At 42.1% G+C, this 22,094-nt stretch carries 19 protein-coding genes; 14 read left to right on the top strand and 5 right to left on the bottom strand.

The features are described 5' to 3' along the window. Positions 1 to 75: 75 nt before the first annotated feature. Entirely contained in the window at positions 76 to 1,563 is a 1,488-nt protein-coding gene (locus M5X66_RS10115; protein ID WP_270103498.1) for an amino acid permease, read from the top strand. Between the two features lie 76 nt (positions 1,564 to 1,639). Here the strand turns inward: M5X66_RS10115 and M5X66_RS10110 are convergent, their stop codons facing one another. Then, entirely contained in the window at positions 1,640 to 2,275 is a 636-nt protein-coding gene (locus M5X66_RS10110; RefSeq protein ID WP_270103497.1) for a TetR/AcrR family transcriptional regulator, read from the bottom strand. A 101-nt stretch (positions 2,276 to 2,376) separates the two neighbouring features. Between M5X66_RS10110 and M5X66_RS10105 the strand changes: the two genes are divergently transcribed. The 5 genes from M5X66_RS10105 (at position 2,377) to dld (ending at position 10,236) form a co-directional block, all read left to right on the top strand. Next, the gene (locus M5X66_RS10105) at positions 2,377 to 3,162 is read left to right on the top strand and encodes a DJ-1/PfpI family protein (RefSeq protein WP_270103496.1); all 786 of its coding nucleotides are present in this window, start codon (positions 2,377 to 2,379) and stop codon (positions 3,160 to 3,162) included. Between the two features lie 383 nt (positions 3,163 to 3,545). Beyond that, positions 3,546 to 5,525 (top strand): ligand-gated channel protein, encoded by a 1,980-nt coding sequence (locus M5X66_RS10100; RefSeq protein WP_154599453.1) that lies wholly within the window; start codon positions 3,546 to 3,548, stop codon positions 5,523 to 5,525. A 186-nt stretch (positions 5,526 to 5,711) separates the two neighbouring features. Continuing rightward, a complete protein-coding gene (locus tag M5X66_RS10095) occupies positions 5,712 to 6,269 on the top strand; it encodes a hypothetical protein (RefSeq protein ID WP_036953038.1) in 558 nt (185 codons plus the stop codon). A 524-nt stretch (positions 6,270 to 6,793) separates the two neighbouring features. Continuing rightward, on the top strand, positions 6,794 to 8,176 hold the full coding sequence (locus M5X66_RS10085; protein ID WP_036953041.1) for an APC family permease: 1,383 nt from the start codon (positions 6,794 to 6,796) through the stop codon (positions 8,174 to 8,176). 332 nt (positions 8,177 to 8,508) lie between these two features. Beyond that, positions 8,509 to 10,236: a D-lactate dehydrogenase gene (dld, locus tag M5X66_RS10080; RefSeq protein WP_036953044.1), complete on the top strand. Its 1,728-nt coding sequence runs from the start codon at positions 8,509 to 8,511 to the stop codon at positions 10,234 to 10,236. 178 nt (positions 10,237 to 10,414) lie between these two features. Here the strand turns inward: dld and sbcB are convergent, their stop codons facing one another. Further along, on the bottom strand, positions 10,415 to 11,854 hold the full coding sequence (sbcB, locus tag M5X66_RS10075) for an exodeoxyribonuclease I (RefSeq protein WP_036953047.1): 1,440 nt from the start codon (positions 11,852 to 11,854) through the stop codon (positions 10,415 to 10,417). A 353-nt stretch (positions 11,855 to 12,207) separates the two neighbouring features. Here sbcB and M5X66_RS10070 point away from each other — a divergent pair, with 353 nt between their 5' ends. From M5X66_RS10070 to M5X66_RS10060, 4 genes are all read left to right on the top strand, one after another. Continuing rightward, positions 12,208 to 12,489 (top strand): type II toxin-antitoxin system ParD family antitoxin, encoded by a 282-nt coding sequence (locus M5X66_RS10070; protein ID WP_036953050.1) that lies wholly within the window; start codon positions 12,208 to 12,210, stop codon positions 12,487 to 12,489. Then, entirely contained in the window at positions 12,455 to 12,646 is a 192-nt protein-coding gene (locus M5X66_RS18735; protein ID WP_336431410.1) for a type II toxin-antitoxin system RelE/ParE family toxin, read from the top strand. Before M5X66_RS10070 ends, M5X66_RS18735 begins: the two co-directional genes overlap by 35 nt. 188 nt (positions 12,647 to 12,834) lie before the next feature. Further along, on the top strand, positions 12,835 to 13,167 hold the full coding sequence (tmaR, locus tag M5X66_RS10065; RefSeq protein WP_036953053.1) for a PTS system regulator TmaR: 333 nt from the start codon (positions 12,835 to 12,837) through the stop codon (positions 13,165 to 13,167). A gap of 195 nt (positions 13,168 to 13,362) precedes the next feature. After that, positions 13,363 to 13,692, top strand: a complete 330-nt coding sequence (locus M5X66_RS10060) for a colicin E1 family microcin immunity protein (RefSeq protein ID WP_036953056.1) — start codon at positions 13,363 to 13,365, stop codon at positions 13,690 to 13,692. 27 nt (positions 13,693 to 13,719) lie between these two features. Here M5X66_RS10060 and M5X66_RS10055 read toward each other — a convergent pair whose 3' ends face one another. Next, positions 13,720 to 14,595 (bottom strand): colicin-like pore-forming protein, encoded by an 876-nt coding sequence (locus M5X66_RS10055; protein WP_270103495.1) that lies wholly within the window; start codon positions 14,593 to 14,595, stop codon positions 13,720 to 13,722. Positions 14,596 to 14,801: 206 nt separating this feature from the next. Then, positions 14,802 to 17,981 (bottom strand): ribonuclease E, encoded by a 3,180-nt coding sequence (gene rne, locus M5X66_RS10050; protein WP_270103494.1) that lies wholly within the window; start codon positions 17,979 to 17,981, stop codon positions 14,802 to 14,804. Positions 17,982 to 18,599: 618 nt separating this feature from the next. Here rne and rluC point away from each other — a divergent pair. Beyond that, complete coding sequence (gene rluC / locus M5X66_RS10045; RefSeq protein ID WP_036953062.1) at positions 18,600 to 19,556, top strand: 23S rRNA pseudouridine(955/2504/2580) synthase RluC; 957 nt, start codon at positions 18,600 to 18,602, stop codon at positions 19,554 to 19,556. Between the two features lie 49 nt (positions 19,557 to 19,605). Here the strand turns inward: rluC and M5X66_RS10040 are convergent, their stop codons facing one another. Then, positions 19,606 to 20,190 (bottom strand): Maf family protein, encoded by a 585-nt coding sequence (locus tag M5X66_RS10040; protein WP_108477952.1) that lies wholly within the window; start codon positions 20,188 to 20,190, stop codon positions 19,606 to 19,608. Positions 20,191 to 20,332: 142 nt separating this feature from the next. Between M5X66_RS10040 and yceD the strand changes: the two genes are divergently transcribed. Genes yceD through plsX form a run of 3 tightly spaced genes read left to right on the top strand, consistent with a single transcriptional unit; the run spans position 20,333 to position 22,092 of the window. Further along, the gene (gene yceD, locus M5X66_RS10035; protein WP_036953067.1) at positions 20,333 to 20,857 is read left to right on the top strand and encodes a 23S rRNA accumulation protein YceD; all 525 of its coding nucleotides are present in this window, start codon (positions 20,333 to 20,335) and stop codon (positions 20,855 to 20,857) included. A gap of 12 nt (positions 20,858 to 20,869) precedes the next feature. After that, complete coding sequence (gene rpmF, locus M5X66_RS10030) at positions 20,870 to 21,040, top strand: 50S ribosomal protein L32 (RefSeq protein ID WP_006660802.1); 171 nt, start codon at positions 20,870 to 20,872, stop codon at positions 21,038 to 21,040. Between the two features lie 11 nt (positions 21,041 to 21,051). Continuing rightward, positions 21,052 to 22,092 (top strand): phosphate acyltransferase PlsX, encoded by a 1,041-nt coding sequence (plsX, locus tag M5X66_RS10025; protein WP_071992158.1) that lies wholly within the window; start codon positions 21,052 to 21,054, stop codon positions 22,090 to 22,092. The last annotated feature ends 2 nt before the right edge of the window (positions 22,093 to 22,094 follow it).

Genomic DNA, 22,094 nt, shown 5'->3' with positions numbered 1-22,094 from the left:
GAGTTGCTTAGTTCTGCCGTTTGAGTTTGTTAGAATCCCCCGCGTTATTGACTGAAAATAAAATACAGGGAACAGATGGCAGAACAACATACAACGACATCGATGAGCGGCGGACCAAGATTACGTCGAGAACTAAAAGCTCGCCACCTCGCGATGATCGCAATTGGCGGCTCCATCGGAACCGGTTTATTTGTGGCATCCGGTGCCACAGTAGCACAAGCTGGACCGGGTGGAGCGCTCCTCTCATACGCCATTATTGGTTTAATGGTGTATTTCTTAATGACCAGCTTAGGTGAATTAGCTGCGTACATGCCAGTCTCTGGCTCCTTTGCGACTTATGGCGCAAAATATGTCGATGAAGGCTTTGGCTTCGCATTAGGTTGGAACTACTGGTACAACTGGGCGGTGACTATCGCGGTTGACCTTGTAGCGGCACAATTAGTGATGACCTACTGGTTCCCAGATACCCCAGGCTGGATCTGGAGTGCTATCTTCTTAGCAATCATTTTCTTACTGAACTACATTTCCGTTAAAGGCTTCGGTGAAGCGGAATATTGGTTCTCGCTAATCAAAGTGACCACGGTGGTTATTTTTATCGTCGTTGGCGTGCTGATGATTTTCGGCATTATGAACGGCGCAGAAAACGCGGGTTGGCATAACTGGGAAATTGGTGATGCACCATTTGCTGGTGGTTTCTCTGCCATGATTGGTGTGGCGATGATCGTAGGGTTTTCATTCCAAGGTACTGAATTAATCGGTATTGCGGCGGGTGAGTCAAAAGATCCAGCGAAAAATATCCCTCGTGCGGTGCGTAAAGTGTTCTGGCGTATTTTGCTGTTTTATATCTTCGCGATTTTAATCATTAGCTTAATTATCCCTTACACTGATCCAAGCTTACTGCGTAACGACGTGAAAGACATTAGCGTAAGTCCATTTACATTAGTATTTGAGAATGCAGGTTTATTATCAGCGGCAGCGGTGATGAATGCCGTTATCTTAACTGCGGTTCTCTCTGCGGGTAACTCCGGGATGTATGCCTCAACGCGTATGCTGTACACCTTGGCTCGTGAAGGTAAAGCACCGAAAATCTTTGCTCGCCTCTCTAAAGGTGGCGTACCACGTTATGCATTGCTGGCAACCACGGTTGTGGCAGGTCTGTGCTTCTTAAGCTCAATGTTTGGTAACCAAACGGTATATCTGTGGTTATTAAACACGTCAGGTATGACTGGGTTTATCGCGTGGTTAGGGATTGCCATCAGCCATTACCGCTTCAGAAGAGGCTATATTGCGCAAGGTAGAGATCTTAATGACTTGCCATACCGCTCTGGTTTCTTCCCAATCGGGCCAATTTTCGCCTTTATCCTGTGCTTAGTGATTACACTGGGTCAAAACTATCAAGCTTTCTTAGAAGATAGGATTGACTGGGTAGGTGTTACCGCAACCTATATCGGTATTCCTCTATTCTTAGCTATCTGGTTCGGATATAAAATCGTGAAGAAAACCTCGATTATCCGTTATAAAGAGATGAGCTTCCCGTCATATAAAGAGAATTTAGAGAAGTAATTTTCTCTTAAAATTAAGATGTTAATGGGTAATGTTGGTCAGTGAGTTTGCTGACAACATTACCCATTTTTGTTTTCTAAGGGGATGACGTTGATTGGGTGTTTTCTGGTATAACTAGCGTTGCACGCAGCACCATCTCTCCAGCATCAATTAGCGCGGACAACTCCTCTTCTGTTTCGCCCGCTCTCGCTCGTAGCGATACTGAATGCAGTAATGCGATAAGTGTTTTTACGAGTAATCGCGCATTTTCAGGTTCACGTAAGGCCGATTTTTCCTTTTCGATACAAGTGATAAGCATCGCCTCCTGTGCAAGGATAACGTCTTTTAGGAAGGCTTGTACCTGTGGGTCATCGGTTTCTGCTACGGCAGTAGAGAGCACCATACAGCCCGTTTTACCGTCTACTCCGTTATACAAGGAGACGGTGGCACGAAGCCAACGGCTAAGTCGTGCGAACAATGACTCATTTGGCGATTGCTCAGCCAGCGCAGCTGCGTAATGTGCCTGCGCGATTTCACCAAACCGTGCCATTGCTAATTCATACAGTCGCGCTTTGTTTCCAAAAGCGGCGTAGAGACTCGGCTTTTTCATCGCAGTGACGTTAACCAAATCTTCAAGTGAAGTCGCGGAATACCCCTTGCGCCAGAATAACGTCATGATGTTATTTAGTGCTTCATGGCTATCATAATTTCGTGGTCTACCTTTTTGTGCCATTTTATTACCATTCAGTACAAAAATAGTTTACTTCATTGTATATCATATATTATCTTACCGATCAGTATAATAATGGCGATTAAATAACCAAGGGTAATAGAATGAATAAATATGATTATGCTATTAGCACGGCTGCTGGGTTAACGACTCCGTCAATTCAGGCGCTGATTGCAGGGGGTAGGGCACAACAATCTTCTATACTTAAAGTGGGTATTTTTGTCTGCCCAGGATTTATGCCAATGGATATTAATGGGGCACAATCCGTTTTTACTATCGTGGGTGCTGAAATTTATTTTATCTGGAAGCATAAAGAGTTGCTTGAGGGCTACACAGGGTGGCCAACTATGCCAACAATGACATTCGATGAGTGCCCTGATGATTTAGATGTTTTAGTCACGGGTATGGTGCCTCCGGAGGTTATTGAAGATCCTGAAGTGATTCAGTTTTTTGCACGGGTTGGGCATACCGCAAAAACGGTGATTGGTACTTGCTATGGCTCGTTAATGCTAGGAACGGCAGGGTTATTGCGGGGTAAACGGGCAACAAGTAATAGCAATGTTGTCCCGATGCTACCAGACGTAGGGGCAATTGCTGTAGGGGGCAGCGATGTCGTCATCGATGGGTCGATTTATACCTCTGGGCCGGCAACTGGTTCATTTGACGCTTCACTGTTGGTGCTCAAAGCCTTGTGTGGGGAAGAGGTTGCCTCCCTTGTCGAATTGGCAATTGAGTATGATCCTCGCCCGCCGTTTCGTACGGGTTCCCCTGAACTCGCAGGCCCTGAAATGACGGCAATAGCACAACAGATGACTGCACCACTAAACCAACAGTATCACGCTGCGGCAAAACGCGGTTACGCACAATTTAGCCTGAATATTAATCAATAACCTTCCGTATCTACTGTCTTTTTGCGCTTGTATTTAGCCTTCCTTTGACAAGCGCTCACCTTTCTTCGTTTTTAATCGGATCTACGACGGATGAATAATCAGCCGCAGATCTTGATTCAAAAGATTTAACCTTTGACTTAAGTCACACAATTCATCACGGAAAGTCATGAATCATTCAATAATGGTATTGATAAGTATTACCATTTACATTATTGTTACCGCCTGCGAATGAGAGTTAATTACTTAATTGATTTAGCTTCGAAAGTGGTAAACCTCAGAAAGTATCATGTCAAAAGAATAATAAACCTTTGGGGCGTTAGACGACCCATGCTGAGCATAGAAAATTCATTGTTAAGATAAAGAAATCTCTTGGAGAATTGGGAATGGTTGTTTTTACTAAAAGAAAAATAGCAGTTAGTATTATTGCGGCTATCACTGCGGTACCTGCTTTTGCGGATGACAGCAGCGATAAAATTTTTGTAACAACTGCATCAGGCTATCAGCAAAAGATTGAAGATGCGCCAGCATCAATTTCCGTTGTGACACGTGAACAGCTAGAAACTAAAGCTTATCGCGATGTGACGGATGCCCTGAAGGATGTTCCTGGTGTTCTTGTTACTGGTGGCGGTAGTAGCTCCGATATTAGTATCCGAGGGATGGATGCAAAATACACTATGATCCTTATCGATGGAAAACGTGTGGATACTCGTAGCATCCGACCAAATAGTGATGGATCAGGTATTGAACAAGGCTGGTTGCCACCATTACCTGCTATTGAACGCATCGAAGTGGTTCGCGGTCCAATGTCCTCTCTTTACGGCTCTGATGCGATGGGCGGGGTTATCAATATTATTACTCGTCGTGTTCAGCAAGAGTGGACAACAAGTTTACGAGCAGATACTACCATTACAGAACGCAAAAATTCAGGTAATACAGGGCAAGGTAGCTTCTATACCTCGGGACCATTAGTTGATGGTTTATTAGGAATAAAGTTACAAGGTCAATATTCACACCGAAGTGAAGATAAAATTATTGATGGATTTGGTCGCCAAATTATGACTAGTGGTGGCGGTACATTATCACTGACACCAAATGAGCAAAACGCCTTTGATTTAGACTTTAAAAAAGATAACCAGCATCGTGACTATCGTGAGGGTTATACCGCTGCATATGGTGATGGTAGCGGATTTAGTAAGTACGATATGACTCATGTAGCTTTAACGCATACAGGTACTTATGATCTTGCATCGACGGACACTTATGTTCAGTACGATGAAGCGAAAAACCCAGGCCGTAAAATGACGGTAGAAGATTTAGTCGTCCGTAACCAAAGTGTTTTCTTACTGGGTGATCACAGTGTCAGTATTGGTGGTCAGTACCGTAAGGAAAAGCTAAAAGATCAAAGTAACAAGCTGCCGGGAAATAGTGAGTTAGACAGATATAGCTGGGCATTATTTGCAGAAGATGAATGGTTAATGACAAATGACTTTGCATTAACAGGTGGTCTGCGAATGGATAATGATGAAAACTACGGTGCTCATTGGACCCCCCGTTTATACGGTGTTTGGCATGCAGATGAGCAATGGACGATTAAAGGTGGTGTATCCACAGGTTATAAAGCACCAAGTTTACGTGAATCGTCGGCAAACTGGGGACAAGCAACTGGCGGTGGTAAAGGAAATGCCGTCATTTACGGTAACCCAGATCTTAAACCAGAAAAAAGTATCACTGAAGAGATTGGTGTTATTTGGAATAATCAAGATAACTTAACTGCTGGGGTTACTATTTATAATACTGATTTCAAAGATAAAATTACGGAAATCAGACGTTGTGACAATAGCATTGACACAATCAGAGACTGTACGTTAGCGGATGGTGAAGGTGATACCCCAGGTAAACCGTACCGTTTTGTTAGCGATAAAGCCAACGTTGACAAAGCAAGAATGCAAGGTGTTGAAGTGACTTTCAACTGGGGAATTCTTGATAACCTCGAATTTGCAGCGAACTATACCTATACGCATACAGAACAAAAAAGTGGCGTAAATAAAGGTAAGCCGTTGAGTAAGCAGCCTAAGCACATGGTAAATACCACCTTGACTTGGGATACAACGGAAGATTTACAAACTTGGGGTCGTATGAATTTCCGTAGTGAAACTTCAGATTATCAAGGTCGTGGTCAGCAAATGAGTAAAGGGACACCATCCTATGCAATGTTTGACCTGGGTACGAGCTATAAACTAAGTAAAAATGCCAATATTGTTGGTGGTGTTTATAACGTATTGGACCGTCGTGTAGATCAAGGCACCTATGGCGCGGAATTAGAAGGTCGTCGTTATAATATCGGCATCAACTACAACTTCTAATTAAACCATTAGTTTTTGTTTATCTAAGCCCTTTGGTTAATCGCCAAAGGGCTTTTTGTACTATTATTTAAAAAGAAAATAGATATCCAAAAAGAAAATCAGTAATTCGGAAATAAAGATATGGTTATTTATCTCTAACTGCGTCAATCTTCCTCACCGCGATATGGAGCCAAGCAGGAATAGACTATGCCCAAATTTAACCGTTATTTTAGAGCTAGTTGTCTGAGTTTTTTACTCTTTATAGGCTATATTTCCAATGCCCTTGCGGGTGATCCGGGACCTTACCGACTCGTTTTTCTCGATATTTCAGAATCACCGTATCAAGATGGACAAAAATTATTAATCGAACTGCGCAAAATGGAGAGGCTATCCTCTGTTCAAAGAGACGGCTGCTTTATGTGTAATGGCAGTGATGATGGTGATTCTGATGTGGAAGTGTTGTATGTCTACTCGGTTCCTGTGGGATTATCCATCGAAGCACTCCGTAAAGCCGTCAATGGTGATGTTGAGGCGAGAAACAGTATGCAATCGGTACTGGGTAATTTTAAAGACCAATATGATTATGGCGTGGATGGTTTATTGATTTATAACCATCAAGAGGGAAAAGTAACGGTCTATACGATGGATAACAAAGTTGGTAGTCCATTGCAGTCAGAAACCAAAGCCGTAAAAAGTAAATTACTGCACTCAAGTTTAGATATGTTATTGGAAAAAAGTGCCGCGAAATTAGACCGACCGGTTTAGCATTTTATTAAGGATAATCAATCGGCTTTAGTGTCATTTATCGTCTTAAAAGCATGTCATATTAGCTATCAGAACGGAAAGTCTAAAATTATCAGAATTTCTCATCGAAAAGGGGGCGTTTTGTTAACAAATTGGCTTGCTATTTACAGGTATGACGTGCAAAATGCGCGGACTAAAAAATGACTGATGCCTGATAAAAACCGGCATCGGTTTTTTTGCTTTTTAGGGTTCTTTCATTTTAACGGGGCCGGATATCAGGCCGGATAGATAAATAAATATTTACGTGTAGCTAATATTTCATGCTACAGCTTTGAGGAATGCTTTTATGGCTTACTTTTTCGCACTGGCAGCAGGGCCAAGCGGTCGTCGTTGCCGCATTGATGACTACGGAGCAAACACCGGCTTCGCACAGACGCTTTTCCACTTCTCTTCTTTCTTCTCTGCTTATAGGCAGATGCAAAGTCTTCCCAGTAACTGTCGATTGAGTCGAAGTACGCAATCGAAAGTTATGGGGGGGCTTTATCATGCAAAATAATTCCGTACCTTTAGATATCGGCCACAACCAAACTGGCGCCAATAACCGTGTTCAACTTGCGAAGACATTAACGCTTGTACAAGTTGTTATGATTGGTATTGCGTATATTCAGCCAATGACTATCTTTGATACTTTCGGAATGGTATCAGATAAGACTGGTGGTCACGTCCCGACTTCATACATTATTGCACTTGCTGCGATACTGTTTACTGCACTGAGCTACGGTAAGCTGGTTAAACGCTTCCCATCAGCGGGTTCAGCCTATACTTATGCCCAGAAATCAATGAGTCCACATATTGGTTTCCTTGTGGGTTGGACATCTTTGCTGTCCTACATTTTCATGCCAATGATCAACATCTTATTGGCGAAAATTTATTTACAAGATATTTTCCCGAATGTTGAACCTGCGTATTTTGTTATTGGTTTGGTTATTTTAATGACTGCCGCCAACTTACGGGGTATCAACGTGATTGCAAACTTAAGTACTGTAATTGCGATTATCCAAATGGGGGTAATGGCAGTATTCACAGGTTTAGTGATCCACGGCGTTTCAAATGGTGAAGGGACAGGGGAGATCTGGACATTCAATCCATTTGCGAATGAAAAAACTGAGATGATCCCGCTGATAGCTGGGGCAACCATACTCTGTTTCTCATTCTTAGGTTTTGATGGGTTAAGTTCACTGTCAGAAGAGACACCAAACGCAGGTAAAGTTATTCCTCGTGCAATTTTCTTAACTGCACTGATTGGTGGTGTGATTTTTATTACCGTTTCGTTCTTCTTACAGCAATTTTTCCCAGACGTTTCACGTTTTGCGAATATTAACGAAACACAGCCTGACATTATGCGATTTGTGGCGGGGTCATTCTTCCAAGCCATTATCCTTGTGTTCTCCTGTGTCACGGTATTAGCATCCGGTATGGCAGCTCATGCGGGTAGTGCGCGTTTAATGTATGTAATGGGTCGTGATGGTGTATTCCCAGAAAAAGTGTTCGGCTATGTTAGCCCAACATGGCGTACCCCAGCTTATAACGTCTTATTAGTTGGCTTCTTAGCCCTCGGCGCTATCTGGTTTGAGATGGATTTTGCAACAGCATTAATTAACTTTGGTGCGCTGATTGCATTTACATTCGTCAATATTTCAGTCATCAGCCAGTTCTTTATTCGTGAACGCCGAATTAAAGGCTTCAAAAATATCATGAACTATTTGATATTACCGATCATCGGTACGCTAACAGTCTGTGTGCTGTGGCTGAATATCGAAGAAGATTCAATGGTTTATGGTCTGATTTGGACGGCGGTTGGTCTGGTGTATATGGCGGTGCTGACTCGTATGTTCCGTAGGCCTATGCCGCAGATGAGCGACCTATAAATATATTCTTCATTCTTCGCGTCGTAGCGTTGTTGGCTGCACGCGCTAGCCCTAGTCACATACTTATGTATGCACCTAGGGTCTAGCTTGCTTGCCGCCTAGCTACAACACGAATTATTTTGAATATATGTCAGCATAGCTGCCTAAATATAACTTCAAATACAGGTTGGCATCAAAATAGTTAAACTGCGAACTGAAATTGATGACTAATAAAAACAGCGCCTTTGGGTGCTGTTTTTGTTTCTAAAGAGTATTAATAATTTCTTAACATATTAATCTTATGTGATATTGTGGATGGGTTTAATGACAAGACCCTGACAGGAAGGCATGAGATGAATGATGTAAAAAATCCTGAGAACCAACGATTATTACTCACACTCAGGAACATTGTTGGCAAAAAAAATATCCTTACCGAATCCCATAAAACAGAACGTTATCGCAAAGGCTTCCGCTCAGGAGTGGGTGATGCCATTGCCGTTGTATTCCCAACCACGTTACTCGAACAGTGGTATGTATTTAAAGCCTGTGTCGAAGCTGACAAAATTGTGATCATGCAAGCGGCAAACACGGGGCTCACTGAAGGCTCAACCCCAAGCGGTTATGATTATGATCGCGATATCGTCATTATCAGCACGTTACGCCTAAACCAAATTCAAGTCCTACCCGAATTTAACCAAGTGGTTGCGATGCCTGGCAGTACGCTCTATGACCTCGAAAAAATCCTCAAACCACTGGGGCGTGAACCGCACTCCTTAATTGGCTCTTCATGTATTGGTGCATCCGTTGTGGGAGGGATCTGTAATAGTTCTGGTGGCTCCCTTGTGCGTCGTGGTCCGGCTTATACGGAGTTGGCCCTATATGGACGCGTCAATGAAGATGGCAAGGTTGAGCTGGTAAACCATTTAGGTATCGAATTGGGGAAAACTCCAGAAGAGATCTTAACCAACCTACAAAACCGTCGCTATAGCAGTGAAGATATCGAAAATAGTGAAAAGTTGGCATCCGATCATGATTACGCAGAACGCGTGCGAGATGTCGATGCAGACACGCCATCGCGCTTTAATGCGGATGAGCGTCGTTTGTTTGAAGCCTCAGGCTGTGCGGGTAAGTTAGCTGTTTTCGCTGTTCGCTTAGATACTTTCCCTGCGGACAAAGCCACACAAGTTTTCTATATTGGTTCAAACAATCCAGATGTCCTAGAAGACATTCGTCGCCATATTTTGAGTGAGTTTGAAAATTTGCCTGTCGCAGGTGAATATATGCACCGTGGCTGCTTTGATATTGCCGAAATTTACGGCAAAGATACGTTCTTAATGATCGATAAATTTGGCACCGACAAAATGCCAACCTTCTTTACCATTAAAGGGCGTATGGATGCGGTGCTGAATAAAGTACCATTTCTGCCATCAAACTTAATTGACCGCACCATGCAGCTGCTAAGCAAACTGTGGCCATCTCATCTACCACCGCGCATGAAACAGTTCCGTGACCAGTACGAGCACCATTTAATGCTCAAAATGGCGGGGGACGGTATAGATGAAGCTAAAGTTTGGTTGAAATCCTTCTTCGCCACAGCCGATGGCGGCTATTTTGAATGCACACCAGAAGAAGGTGCAAAAGCATTCTTACATCGCTTTGCCGCTGCGGGATCTGCCGTTCGCTATCATGCCGTACATAATAATGATGTGGAAGATGTCCTACCGCTAGATATTGCACTAAGACGTAATGACCGTGATTGGTTTGAAAAATTGCCACCAGAAATTGAAAATCTGATTGTGCATAAATTATATTGCGGACATTTTATGTGCCACGTCATGCACCAAGATTATGTTTTGAAAAAAGGCGTAGATCCGAAAGAGCTGAAGCAAAAAATGTTGGAATTACTGGATGCGCGAGGCGCTCAGTACCCAGCAGAGCACAACGTTGGGCATTTATATAAAGCACCGGAACAATTGAAATCGTTCTATAAAGAGTCCGACCCAACAAATACCATGAATCCAGGTCTTGGAAAGACCACTAAGCGGAAACATTGGGAAGGGGATTGTGGTTGTGACCACTAGGCCACTAAAAGATAGAAGATAATAAAATGGGTGGGTTTCCTGCCCATGAGATTGATCACAAAGAGGGATAAAAGCGTGGCTTTTCCCTCTTTGTGTTATCAGGCGAAAATCAACAAATTGATTTTCCTCGTTAATTTTACAACTCAAAAAGAGCCATTTTCATCCCTATCACTGACAATCAACTTGCTAATTCTGCGGCATAGTTCACTAAGGCTTTTAATTGCTGACAGCGTTTTTCATCTTCATGATGAACTTCCATGAGTAATTGAATTTGCTGTAGATAATCCGTTAAACGGCTCTCAGTAAAATAATCGCGGCGATGCTGTAACCAACGCTGTTGCTCATCATAAGAGAGTGTCGCAGGGAAATTGCGTGCCTTATAACGGAAAAATAGCTCCTTCATTCGCTTATCTTCAAAGCTAAGATCTAACGCAGGTAAATTCTGGGGTGGCGTTTCGCGAATAATATCCATCGTAGAGCGATCAGATGGGCTGAAAAAACCATTATAGATTTGGCTATCTACATCATTATTTTCTTCAAATTGTTGGGCGACGCTAAACAACTCAATCAGTTTATTACGCACATCAGGATTCTTACGTAACAGCTCTAAATTACGCATGCACAGGTCACGGTCAATGCCTGTACGTTCAGCATCTACTGTTCGCAAGGTCTTCTCAGGGGCAAGGATTGGGCATTTGTTAATATGTACCAGTTTAACTGGGACGGGTAGCTCGTCACCTAACTCAGCTTTCGGTGTGTATAAGCGCTCACGAAGTTCATCCGCATTTAACGTTAGTAGTGGCGACATATCTGCTGACAGGTCACACATAATCACCGCGTTTTTATTCTCAGGGTGCCAAGCGAGAGGGGCCACTAAGCTGACATAAGAGCGTACCGCGCCAAACATCCCCGATACATGAACTAACGGGGTCATATCCACGATGTCGATCAGCTGGTTAACTTTGTTTTTATTTCGCAGTTGATAGAAATAATCAAACATACGAGGTTGAGCTTGTTTCAGTAACTTAGCCATATTAATGGTGGCTAAAACGTCAGACATCGCATCATGGGCATTTTCATGAGCCACACCGTTGGCCTTGGTTAAGTGCTCAAGGCGTAAGCTAGGTAACCCGTCATCATTTTCTGGCCAATTGATCCCTTCAGGGCGCAGCGCAAAGCAAGCACGTAATGCATCCAATAAATCCCAGCGAGAATTACCTTGCTGCCAGCTATAGGCGTAAGGGTCATAAAAGTTACGATAAAAAATATTTCGCGTCACTTCATCATCAAAGCGAATATTGTTGTAACCCATAATGCAGGTGTTAGGTACGCTGAATGCGTTATGGATGCGCTTCGCAAATTCCGCTTCATTCATGCCGTTGGCCATTGCGATTTGCGGGGTAATGCCGGTTATCATTACCGCTTCTGGTTGAGGAAGATAATCATCCGTAGGTTTGCAGTAAAATACTTCAGGTTCATCGATGATGTTGAAATCTAAGTCTGTCCGCACACCCGCAAACTGAGCAGGGCGATCCAGAGCCGGATGCTTACCAAATGTTTCATAGTCATGGATAAAAAAGGTCGGCTGATTATGCTTATTTTTCAAAATGAGGTCCATCGTCGATTTAGGTGAGAAATGCAAACGCATAACGGTTTGATGCTATGGTAAACCATCTGGCAGAAAATCTAAACTTATGTGGGGGATAGCGATTGCATTATATGGGATAGACACTGAATAAGAGCCTCTTGGCCGCCATCTTCATTAGCTTCAAGCAAAGCGTGCTCTAAATAACATTTAATAAGGTGGGGTTCATTTCGTAGAAGCTCAGCGATGGCATCGCTATGAAGGCGTGTTTTATCCATATTAACCTCAAAAGTAGTCTAGAAAAATTGAGTATAGAAAATAATCTGGATCAAAAAAATAGATGAACCTATACTAGATGTAAGAATATATCTTATACGAGAAAGCTTATGGCAAGAACAATGACAGTCGATCTCGGTGATGAACTTCGTGATTTCATCGATTCATTAGTTAATTCAGGTGATTACAGAACGCAGAGTGAAGTTTTACGTGATGCCTTGCGTTTACTTAAAGAAAAGCAAGCGCAATCTCATGTGCAAGAATTAAAAGATCTTATTGCTGAAGGATTGAGCAGTGGAACGCCAATCGCTTGGGATCAAACCAAATTCCTTCAACGGATGAAAGATAAGGTTAAAAATGAAAACGATAAATCTGACCCCAAAAGCGAATGAGGATTTAGAAGCTATTTGGTGGTATAGCCAGAAGCATTTTGGGACTAAAAAGGCGGAAGAGTATCTCATTCGGCTCACTAACAGTTTTGAGTTGTTAGCTCACTATTGGTGTACAACGACGAGAGTTAGGACGAAATATATTCTCGTTACCCGTTGAGAATCATACTGTCTTTTTTATTCCTTCCAAATACTCCAAAACAGTGATCCGTGTATTGAATCAATACCAAGATGTTATGAGTAACATTAAATCAATAAAATAGCGAATGTATCTTGTAAGGTGACCCTAGAAGAAGGTATTGTGTTAATAGACAATACATTTTGATTATTGAATAGGGGATTTTAAACATGGACAACGCCAACAAACCAACTTTCCAGAATGTACTGGAATTTGTGCGTATGTTTCGTCGTAAAAATAAAATTCGTCGCGAAATCACGGATAACGAAAAGAAAATTCGTGATAACCAAAAACGTGTTTTGCTGTTAGATAACCTGAGTGAGTATATCAAACCAGGTATGTCCATTGATGATATCCATGGCATCATCGCAAACATGCGTAGCGACTATGATGATCGTATCGATGATTACATCATTAAGAATGCTGAGTTATCCAAAGAGCGTCGTGAGATCTCTAAAAAACTTAAAGAAATGGGTGAACTGGCGCGACCTGAAACTAAGTAATTGTCGTCTGATTTAATTTTAAGGAAGCTGAGCTATGTCTCAGCTTTTTTTTAGTAATAAAATGAGATGGTTCACTTAGTGATTAGTTGATTGGATTTAAAATGCATATATATTAATAACTTAATTTTATTATGAGTTTTCATTCGCATATGTGTTTTGTTATCATTAACTCTTTAGTTGGTAAGAAAGCACGCAATGAATAAACGATATTATATTAAAAATATGTACTGGGGATGGTTTATGGGTTTATTATTTTTATACTCTTGTTTAGATAATGAGCTTAAATATAAACCATTAATTATACTGATAAGTATTATTGGCATTGTAATTTTTCCGCTGGCTAAATGGGCTGTGGAAAGCTTTTTTTTAATTTTTACTACTAAAGAATTTTGGAGTAGAGGCTTGTTGATGGACACTCCAGGTAAGGCTGGAGGATTAGCTTTGTATCATGGTGTTGTTTTTTTCTTCGCAATTCCAATAACGTTAATATTTATAATAATTATCTTTATAAAAAGATGGCAGTAACCAAATGAACTGCCTTCTTGTGGCTTACTATAAACCAACTAGCTTATTTGCTTTTTCTACCAAGCTATCATCAATTAGAGACCCTATTCCGGCAAGTATAAGTCCATAGCCTAATATACCAACTGGTCCACCTAATAAAAAACTAAAACCTAAGCCAGCAATACCCGTAGCACTAATTCCTATTAATATAGTTTCTACTTTCACAAAAAATGGTCTCCAATTATCAGTTTCTACGGCTTTAACCAATTCAATTCTTAGGTCGTTAGCATCAATTGAATAGCTTACAAAGCCCATGCCTTTACTGAATTTTTTCAAGTTTTTTGCAATCTCATCAACGTTGAGTGATTCTAATGCTGATGCAATAATTTTCCGGTTTTTAGTATCGATCTTTTTATTAATATTAGTTTTATATTTATCATAAGCTCTTAATGCATCTTCAACATTACGAATCCTTTTTCCTCTGGATTGCTCCGCTATAGTTTTAGCCAGTTTTTCTGCTTTTTCTCCATAGGTATTAAAAACTTCTTTATAAAAATCAGTTGTAAATTTAACTGACTCCTTAATCTCCTCTGACTCTATTTTATTTATTTCATTTAAATCCTGCTCTATTTTCGGTTTCATCATTGGGTACAACCCGCCAAAAGAGCGCCAATAAATGGTATACATTAATTCAAGTTGTCCACTTTGATAGGCGCTTAACATTTTTTTATAAGGAGATGTCTTTTCGAAACGGCAATTACTGATCCCACAGACACCACATAATCCTTTTGCCATCGCATTCAGAATGTGGTCAGGAAGAATTCTGTTGTAACTTACATGAAGGGTTGGGAGTAGTAATACACCATCGCTTGCATAGGCATGGCCATTTTTCCAATGGTTTATTTGTGTATAATCATAATCCATAGAAATATCCTCATTAAGTGTGTTTTCCCACGGTACATATGTCTTTTATGCAAATGTACAATGCAGTTATCTACGATATTTCGTCAAAGGCTTTAAGATGATAAATTTCCTTAGTATTTAATAAATTACAACAGACTCAATTTTTATTGGGCAAAAAAAAGCCTTGATAGTTTCCTATCAAGGCTTTCGTCAGTAACTTGCTAAAATCAGAAACTAGCAGGTTTTGCCATTTCTGATGTCGCAACGTTGGCTGCTACATGTCCACCTGCGCCTTTAGATTCAAAGGTTGATGGCTCACGTTGATACTCTTTAATTTCAAAGTCTGAAGCCACTACAGCAGGCGCTGGGGCTTTCGTCATTGGTGAGTATGCATGACGTTTGTGTAAGCTAACTGCATTTGCTGTTGAAGCTGGTTCAATTACGGCGGTTTCAACAATTGCTGTAACTGCGGTTTCAATCACTACATCAGCAACGACAGGTTCAACAACAGTTTTGACCTCTTCAACGACTGCTGATTTTGTCTCTTCGATAACGTCGGCTGCGACACTCTCAACAATATTCTCAGCAACAACATTTTCAGGCACATCGCTTTCGATTGCTGCGGTTTCAACAACAACGCTGGCTTCAGTTTCTACTTTTGGTGCTTCGATAACAGTTTCAGTAACAACTGGGGCTTCAGTGAGCTCGGCTTTTACTTCAGCATGTTCAATTGGAGCAGCTACCACAGGGGCCTGAACGGTATTTTGTTGTTCCAGCATCTCTTCATTGGTCATGATAGCCATGCTTTCTTGTTGAGGCTGAACGACAGGGTAACGAATAAACACTTTACCAGAGGCTAATTCAGGGGAAGCTACAGCCGCCGCTAAAGGCATTGGTGATTTATTCAGATGACGTTCATCACGGTAACGGCGACGACGCTGACCACTCACACGCAGATGACGTGGTGAACGACGAGAACGGCGTGGAATGATGGTGTCTTGTTTTTCATCATCATCCAATTGTTCTGAGTTAGTCACTAAGTTGTCATCTTCGTCCAGCGAAACATGAGATTGTTTTTTCTCAACATTCACTGCTGCTGGTAATGCCGCAATCGGCGCAGATTTTTCTGCAACAACGGCGGTATCAGCAACCATTGACGTTTCTGCTGCTTGGTCATTGTCAGTCACACGAATTTTTTGTGTTAATTGACGACGTTGACGACGAGGAGCAACAGGACGTTGTTCTTCTTCATCTTTTTCTACAGCTGCATTATCAACAGCGGTTTGCTGGTTATCTTGCTGCGTTTTTGCAGTTTGTTGTTGACGTTTTTCATCTTGACGACGGCGACGTTCTGCACGCTGATCACGACGTTGCTGCTGATTTTCGCGGTTTGCATTGTCAGTGGTTTGCTCTTCAACTTGGTTCGTATTTTTGTTATTACGTCCCTTGTTGCGGTTGGCAGCATCTTCAGATTGTGCATTGCGATTATTACGGTTATCGCGGTTGTCACGATTGTCGCGGTTATCACGATTTTCGTAATTATCATCGCGGTCGCGACGATTGTTATTACGGCGGTCGTTATTATTACGACGACGATCATTATTGCGGCGACGGTCATTGTTATTTTGACGTGGTTTTTGAGCCGGTTTTTCAACCGCTTTTTCTTCTTCAGCAAAGAGACCTTTAAAGAAAGCAGCAATTTTGCTAAATAAACCAACTTTAGGTTGTTCATCCACTTTGGCACGAACAGGTGCTTTAGCCGGAGCTTCTTTTGGTTTCAGTGCAGGAACTTCAACTGGCTCTTGCAGTGCAAATGCTGAAATAGCAGGTTGCTCTGGTGCTTTACGCTCAGTCGTCGCTTCTTCACCGTGGTTTAAAGTTTCAGTTTCATGATACTGGGCTAAGTTGTAACTCAGAGTTTGAACTTCTTCACCTTTACGGATACGGATGACGTGGAAGTGAGGTGTTTGCATCTGGTCATTCGGTACAATCACAACGCGCACGTTACGCTGACGCTGCTCAATTTCCGTGACTGCTTGGCGTTTCTCGTTTAACAGGTATGACGCGATTTGCACAGGGACAATCGCATGCACTTCATGGGTATTTTCTTTCAGTGCTTCTTCTTCGATTAAACGCAGTACTGACAGTGACAGCGATTCGTTATCACGGATAGTCCCCGTACCTGTACAGCGTGGGCAGACGTGATGGCTGGACTCACCCAGTGATGGGCTAAGGCGCTGACGAGACATTTCTAACAGACCAAAGCGTGAAATACGTGCGATTTGAATACGCGCACGGTCTTGGCGAACGGCTTCACGTAGGCGGTTTTCAACTTCACGTTGGTGGCGAACTGGGGTCATATCGATAAAGTCGATAACAATCAGCCCACCTAAGTCACGTAAACGTAATTGACGTGCAATTTCGTCAGCGGCTTCAAGGTTAGTATTAAATGCCGTTTCTTCGATATCACCGCCACGGGTTGAGCGTGAGGAGTTGATATCAATAGCTGTTAATGCTTCGGTTGTATCGATAACTAACGCACCACCAGAAGGTAAACGCACTTCACGTTGGAACGCAGATTCGATTTGAGATTCGATTTGATAGTGACTAAACAGAGGAACATCGCCACTATAATGTTTAATTTTGCTAGCAAAATCACCACGACCAATCGCTTCGATATGGTTACGTGCCATCTCAACCACTTTCGGGTTATCGATCAGGATTTCACCGATGTCAGGACGTAAATAATCACGGAAAGCACGGACAATCACATTACTTTCTTGGTGGATTAAGAACGGAGCTGGACGGTTTTCAGCGGCTTTTTGAATCGCTTCCCAGTGGCGTAAGCGATACAGTAAATCTTGTTGCAGGGATTCTGCTGATTTACCCACACCCGCAGTACGGACGATGAGTCCCATACCATCTGGAATTTCTAAGCAAGATAACGCTTCTTTTAATTCTGTACGATCTTCACCTTCGATGCGGCGAGAAATACCACCAGCACGTGGGTTGTTTGGCATCAGAACTAAATAACTACCCGCTAAGCTGATGAATGTGGTTAAGGCTGCACCTTTATTACCACGTTCTTCTTTATCAACTTGAACAATAACCTCTTGGCCTTCTTTAAGCACATCTTTGATGTTAGGACGACCTTGGGAGTGGTAATTGCTAGGGAAGTATTCGCGAGCGATTTCTTTGATAGGCAGGAAACCGTGTCTTTCAGCGCCATAATCAACAAAAGCAGCTTCGAGGCTTGGTTCAATACGGGTGATTTTACCTTTATAAATGTTGGCTTTTTTTTGCTCATGACCTGGGCTTTCAATATCCAAATCGTAGAGTCGTTGCCCGTCAACAAGGGCAACACGCAACTCTTCCTGTTGAGTTGCGTTGATTAGCATTCTTTTCATGTTATTACTTACTCATTATTTTTTAAATAATAAAGAGCAGCGAAAGAAGGAGCTACTGTAAACCGATGGCCTCATGATTTTTACAAAGCCGTCTACCTCTCGGCAGTCGTTCGTATAGAGACGCGCAGTATTCGGTGAACCTGATTTTTAGATTAAAAATTCAGCGTTCTTAATCAGGATGCCGTAGATTTCTTAGAAAACGGAGACTCCCAACCCAATAAGCTAAAATTCGTTGCTCGCTAATTTATTTGATTTAGTTAGATGTCTTACGCCATTGCAGCATCGTTACGCCATCAAATAATAAATTCCTACAGTATTACGTCTAACTTGTATTCTACTAGCTAAAAATAATTATAGCCGAAAGTGCAAAAACACCTAAAGCTAACATAGCAAAGCCAATTTTCGTTTTTAAACATCTTGGCGCCGCTTATTATTCCATTGCCAAGTGCATTATAGCAAGTGCAACGTAAGTTATATGGAAATTTTATTAAGAAATTGAGCCAATCATGCAGAAATTGACCAATTTAAAAAAAAACATAAAAAAATTCGTGGAGTCGGTATGATATAACGATGTAAGTGAGACTATTTATTCATCAATCAGAGTTAACGCATTCCCGAATGAAAACAGAAAACCAAGTCCAATTTATTGATATTAGCGATGACGAAGCAGGGCAACGCATTGATAATTTCTTGCTGAGCAAGTTAAAAGGTGTTCCTAAGAGCATGATTTATCGCATCATCCGTAAAGGTGAAGTGCGCGTCAACAAAGGGCGAATTAAGCCTGAATACAAACTACTCGAAGGGGATCAAGTTCGCGTGCCGCCAGTGCGTGTGGCTGAACGTGAAACCGCACCTGTTTCAGCGAAATTGGATAAGGTGGCAGCATTAACAGATTGCATTCTATTTGAAGATGAATCCATTCTAGTCATTAATAAGCCATCAGGTACCGCGGTTCATGGTGGCAGTGGATTAAGCTTTGGCGTGATTGAAGGGCTGCGCGCATTACGTCCAGAAGCCCGCTTTTTAGAGCTGGTACATCGTTTAGACAGAGATACTTCCGGCATCTTATTGGTTGCTAAAAAACGTTCGGCGTTACGTGCGCTTCACGAACAATTACGCCTGAAACAGATGCAAAAAGATTATTTAGCGTTAGTGCGCGGTAATTGGCAGTCACATACTAAAGTTGTGCAAGCGCCGTTATTGAAAAATATTTTACAAAGCGGTGAGCGTATTGTTCGAGTGAGTAGTGAAGGCAAGCCTTCTGAAACACGCTTTAAAGTCGAAGAACGTTTTGAAAATGCAACGTTAGTTAAAGCGAGCCCAGTAACCGGGCGCACTCACCAGATCCGCGTGCATACTTTGCATGCAGGCCATCCAATTGCTTTTGATGATCGTTATGGTGATAGGCAATTTGATAGCCAGCTGGCAGATACAGGGCTGAAACGTTTGTTTTTGCACGCGTATTCACTGAAATTTACTCATCCTAAAACAGGTGAAGAGATGCGAGTCGTTGCGCCGTTACATAACGATTTGAATCAGTGCCTGAAAGTTTTGAGAGCGAAAAAAGCGCAGTAATAATGATAATAAAGGTTAGCAACTCCCGCAGGTTAGCTAACCTTATTATTTAGTCTAAGAGTGGATTGACGCCATGCTGGCGTAACATTTCCAGCAATAAAATAGTCGGCAAACCAATCAGTGTGTTTGGATCTCGCCCTGAAAGTTTATCAAACAGGCTAATGCCTAGTCCTTCCGATTTAAAACTACCCGCACATTGATAAGGTTCGTCTTTATTTAGGTATTGGGTGATTTCTTCATCAGTGAGCTGTCTAAAATAGACATCGAAGGGTTCGCACTGGAGATTGAATTTACCTGTCGCACTATCTAATAAGCAAAGCCCAGTATAAAAAGTCACCCGATGACCTGACGCTGCCTTGAGTTGTTTAAAGGCATTATCAAAATTATGCGGCTTTCCGACGATTTTATCGTCGATGACGCAAACTTGGTCAGAGCCAATAATTAAATGTTGTGGATACCGTTGAGCCAATGCATTGGCTTTTTCGTGAGATAAGCGCATCACTAAAGCTTGAGCCGATTCCTGTAAAACAGGGGTTTCATCAATGTTGGGCGCGGCGGCGAGAAATGGGATACCCAACTTCTTCAGTAAGGCTTGTCGGTATTCAGAGGTTGACGCCAAAATAATCGATTTCATGATTTTTCTCGAAACTCATAGCCAAAAGGGTTAACTCATTTTAAACTATATCCGCTTAACCGGCGATTTTTTGGTGAAAAGGCGAGTTTATCCCGCCTTTTTCTTTGACTATAGTTCATTACAAAGTTAATATGCGCGCCTTATGCAAAAGGTAAAATTACCCCTGACTATCGATGCGCAGCGTGCAGCTCAGAAAAACCTCGACTATGTCGGGAGTTACACACCTGAGCAAGTTACACGAATTGCCGAATCAGTAGTCAGTGTAGATAGTGATGTTGAAAGCAAATTATCATTTAAAATTGATAATCAGCGCTTGACGGTCATAGAGGGGCATTCTGAATTGGATGTCACCCTACAATGCCAACGTTGCAGAAAAGATTTCAAACATCATGTCTACGTATCGTATTGTTTTAGTCCTGTCGTCAGTGACGAAAAGGCCGAAGCATTACCGGAACAGTATGAACCAGTTTATGTAGATGAATTTGGTGAAATAAATTTGCTGGGAATGTTAGAAGATGAAATAATTCTATCCCTACCAGTGGTTCCGGTTCATGATTCTGAACACTGTGAAGTGTCCGAAGCGGACATGGTGTATGGTGAACTACCTCCTGAGGTAGAGAAACCAAATCCATTTGCCGTATTAGCCAGTTTAAAGAAAAGTACTTAAGGAGTAAGGTCAATGGCCGTACAACAGAATAAACCAACTCGTTCAAAACGCGGTATGCGTCGTTCACATGATGCACTGACTGCTACCCTAGTTTCTGTAGATAAAACTTCCGGTGAAACTCACCTGCGTCACCACGTGACTGCAGATGGTTACTACCGTGGCCGTAAGGTTATCAGCAAGTAATTGTTGATACTTTGGCTAGTCTAACCATCGCGTTAGATGCCATGGGCGGGGATGTTGGTCCCCGCGTCACGGTGCCTGCTGCATTGCAGGCACTGGCATCTAATCCAGCATTAAAATTACTGCTTGTCGGTCAACCCGAAGCCATTCATCCCTTGCTTGCACAACAAAGTGCTGAGCAAATTTCGCGTATCGAAATTATCCCTGCTGAAAACGTCATTGCTAACGATGCTAAGCCATCCCATGCAATTCGCCAAAGCAAAGGGACATCAATGCGAGTGGCATTAGAGTTAGTGAAGACAGGTCAAGCGCAGGCTTGCGTGAGTGCAGGTAATACGGGTGCATTGATGGGCTTGGCAAAATTGATGTTAAAATCAATTGAGGGTATTGAACGTCCAGCGTTAATGACCATTTTGCCAAATCAGAAAAAAGGAAAAACCGTTGTCCTCGATTTAGGGGCTAACGTGAATTGCAGCAGTGAAATGCTCGTGCAATTTGCAGTGATGGGTTCAGTGATGGCGGAAGAAGTTGCCAACATCAATCAACCTAAAGTCGCTTTACTCAATATTGGTGAAGAAGAGAGTAAAGGGCTGGACAATATCCGCGAAGCCGCCGCTATGTTAAAAGAAACGGCGTCAATTAATTACATTGGTTATGTTGAAGGCAACGAGTTGCTGACAGGTAAAACAGATGTATTAGTGTGTGACGGCTTCGCAGGTAATGTCTCACTAAAAACAATGGAAGGGGTGATTCGTGTCATTCTTTCATTGTTAAAATCAGCCGGTGAAGAGAACAAAAAAAGCAGTTGGTTTATGCAACTCGCTAAGAAATGGTTGAAAAAACGGCTAATGAAGCGTTTTGGGGATATGAACCCCGACCAGTATAACGGCGCGACTCTGTTAGGATTAAAAGGGATTGTCATCAAAAGTCATGGCGCAGCGAATGAGAATGCGTTTAAAGCCGCGATTGAACGTGCGGTACAGGCTGTTGAACGACAAGTTCCCGAAAGAATAACAGCTCGACTTAATATTGTTTTACCCAGGAGTGATCAATAACC

The sequence above is a fragment of the Providencia sp. PROV188 genome (assembly GCF_027595165.1).
GTDB lineage: Bacteria > Pseudomonadota > Gammaproteobacteria > Enterobacterales > Enterobacteriaceae > Providencia > Providencia lanzhouensis.
This window is presented reverse-complemented; position numbering and strand designations above follow the sequence as displayed.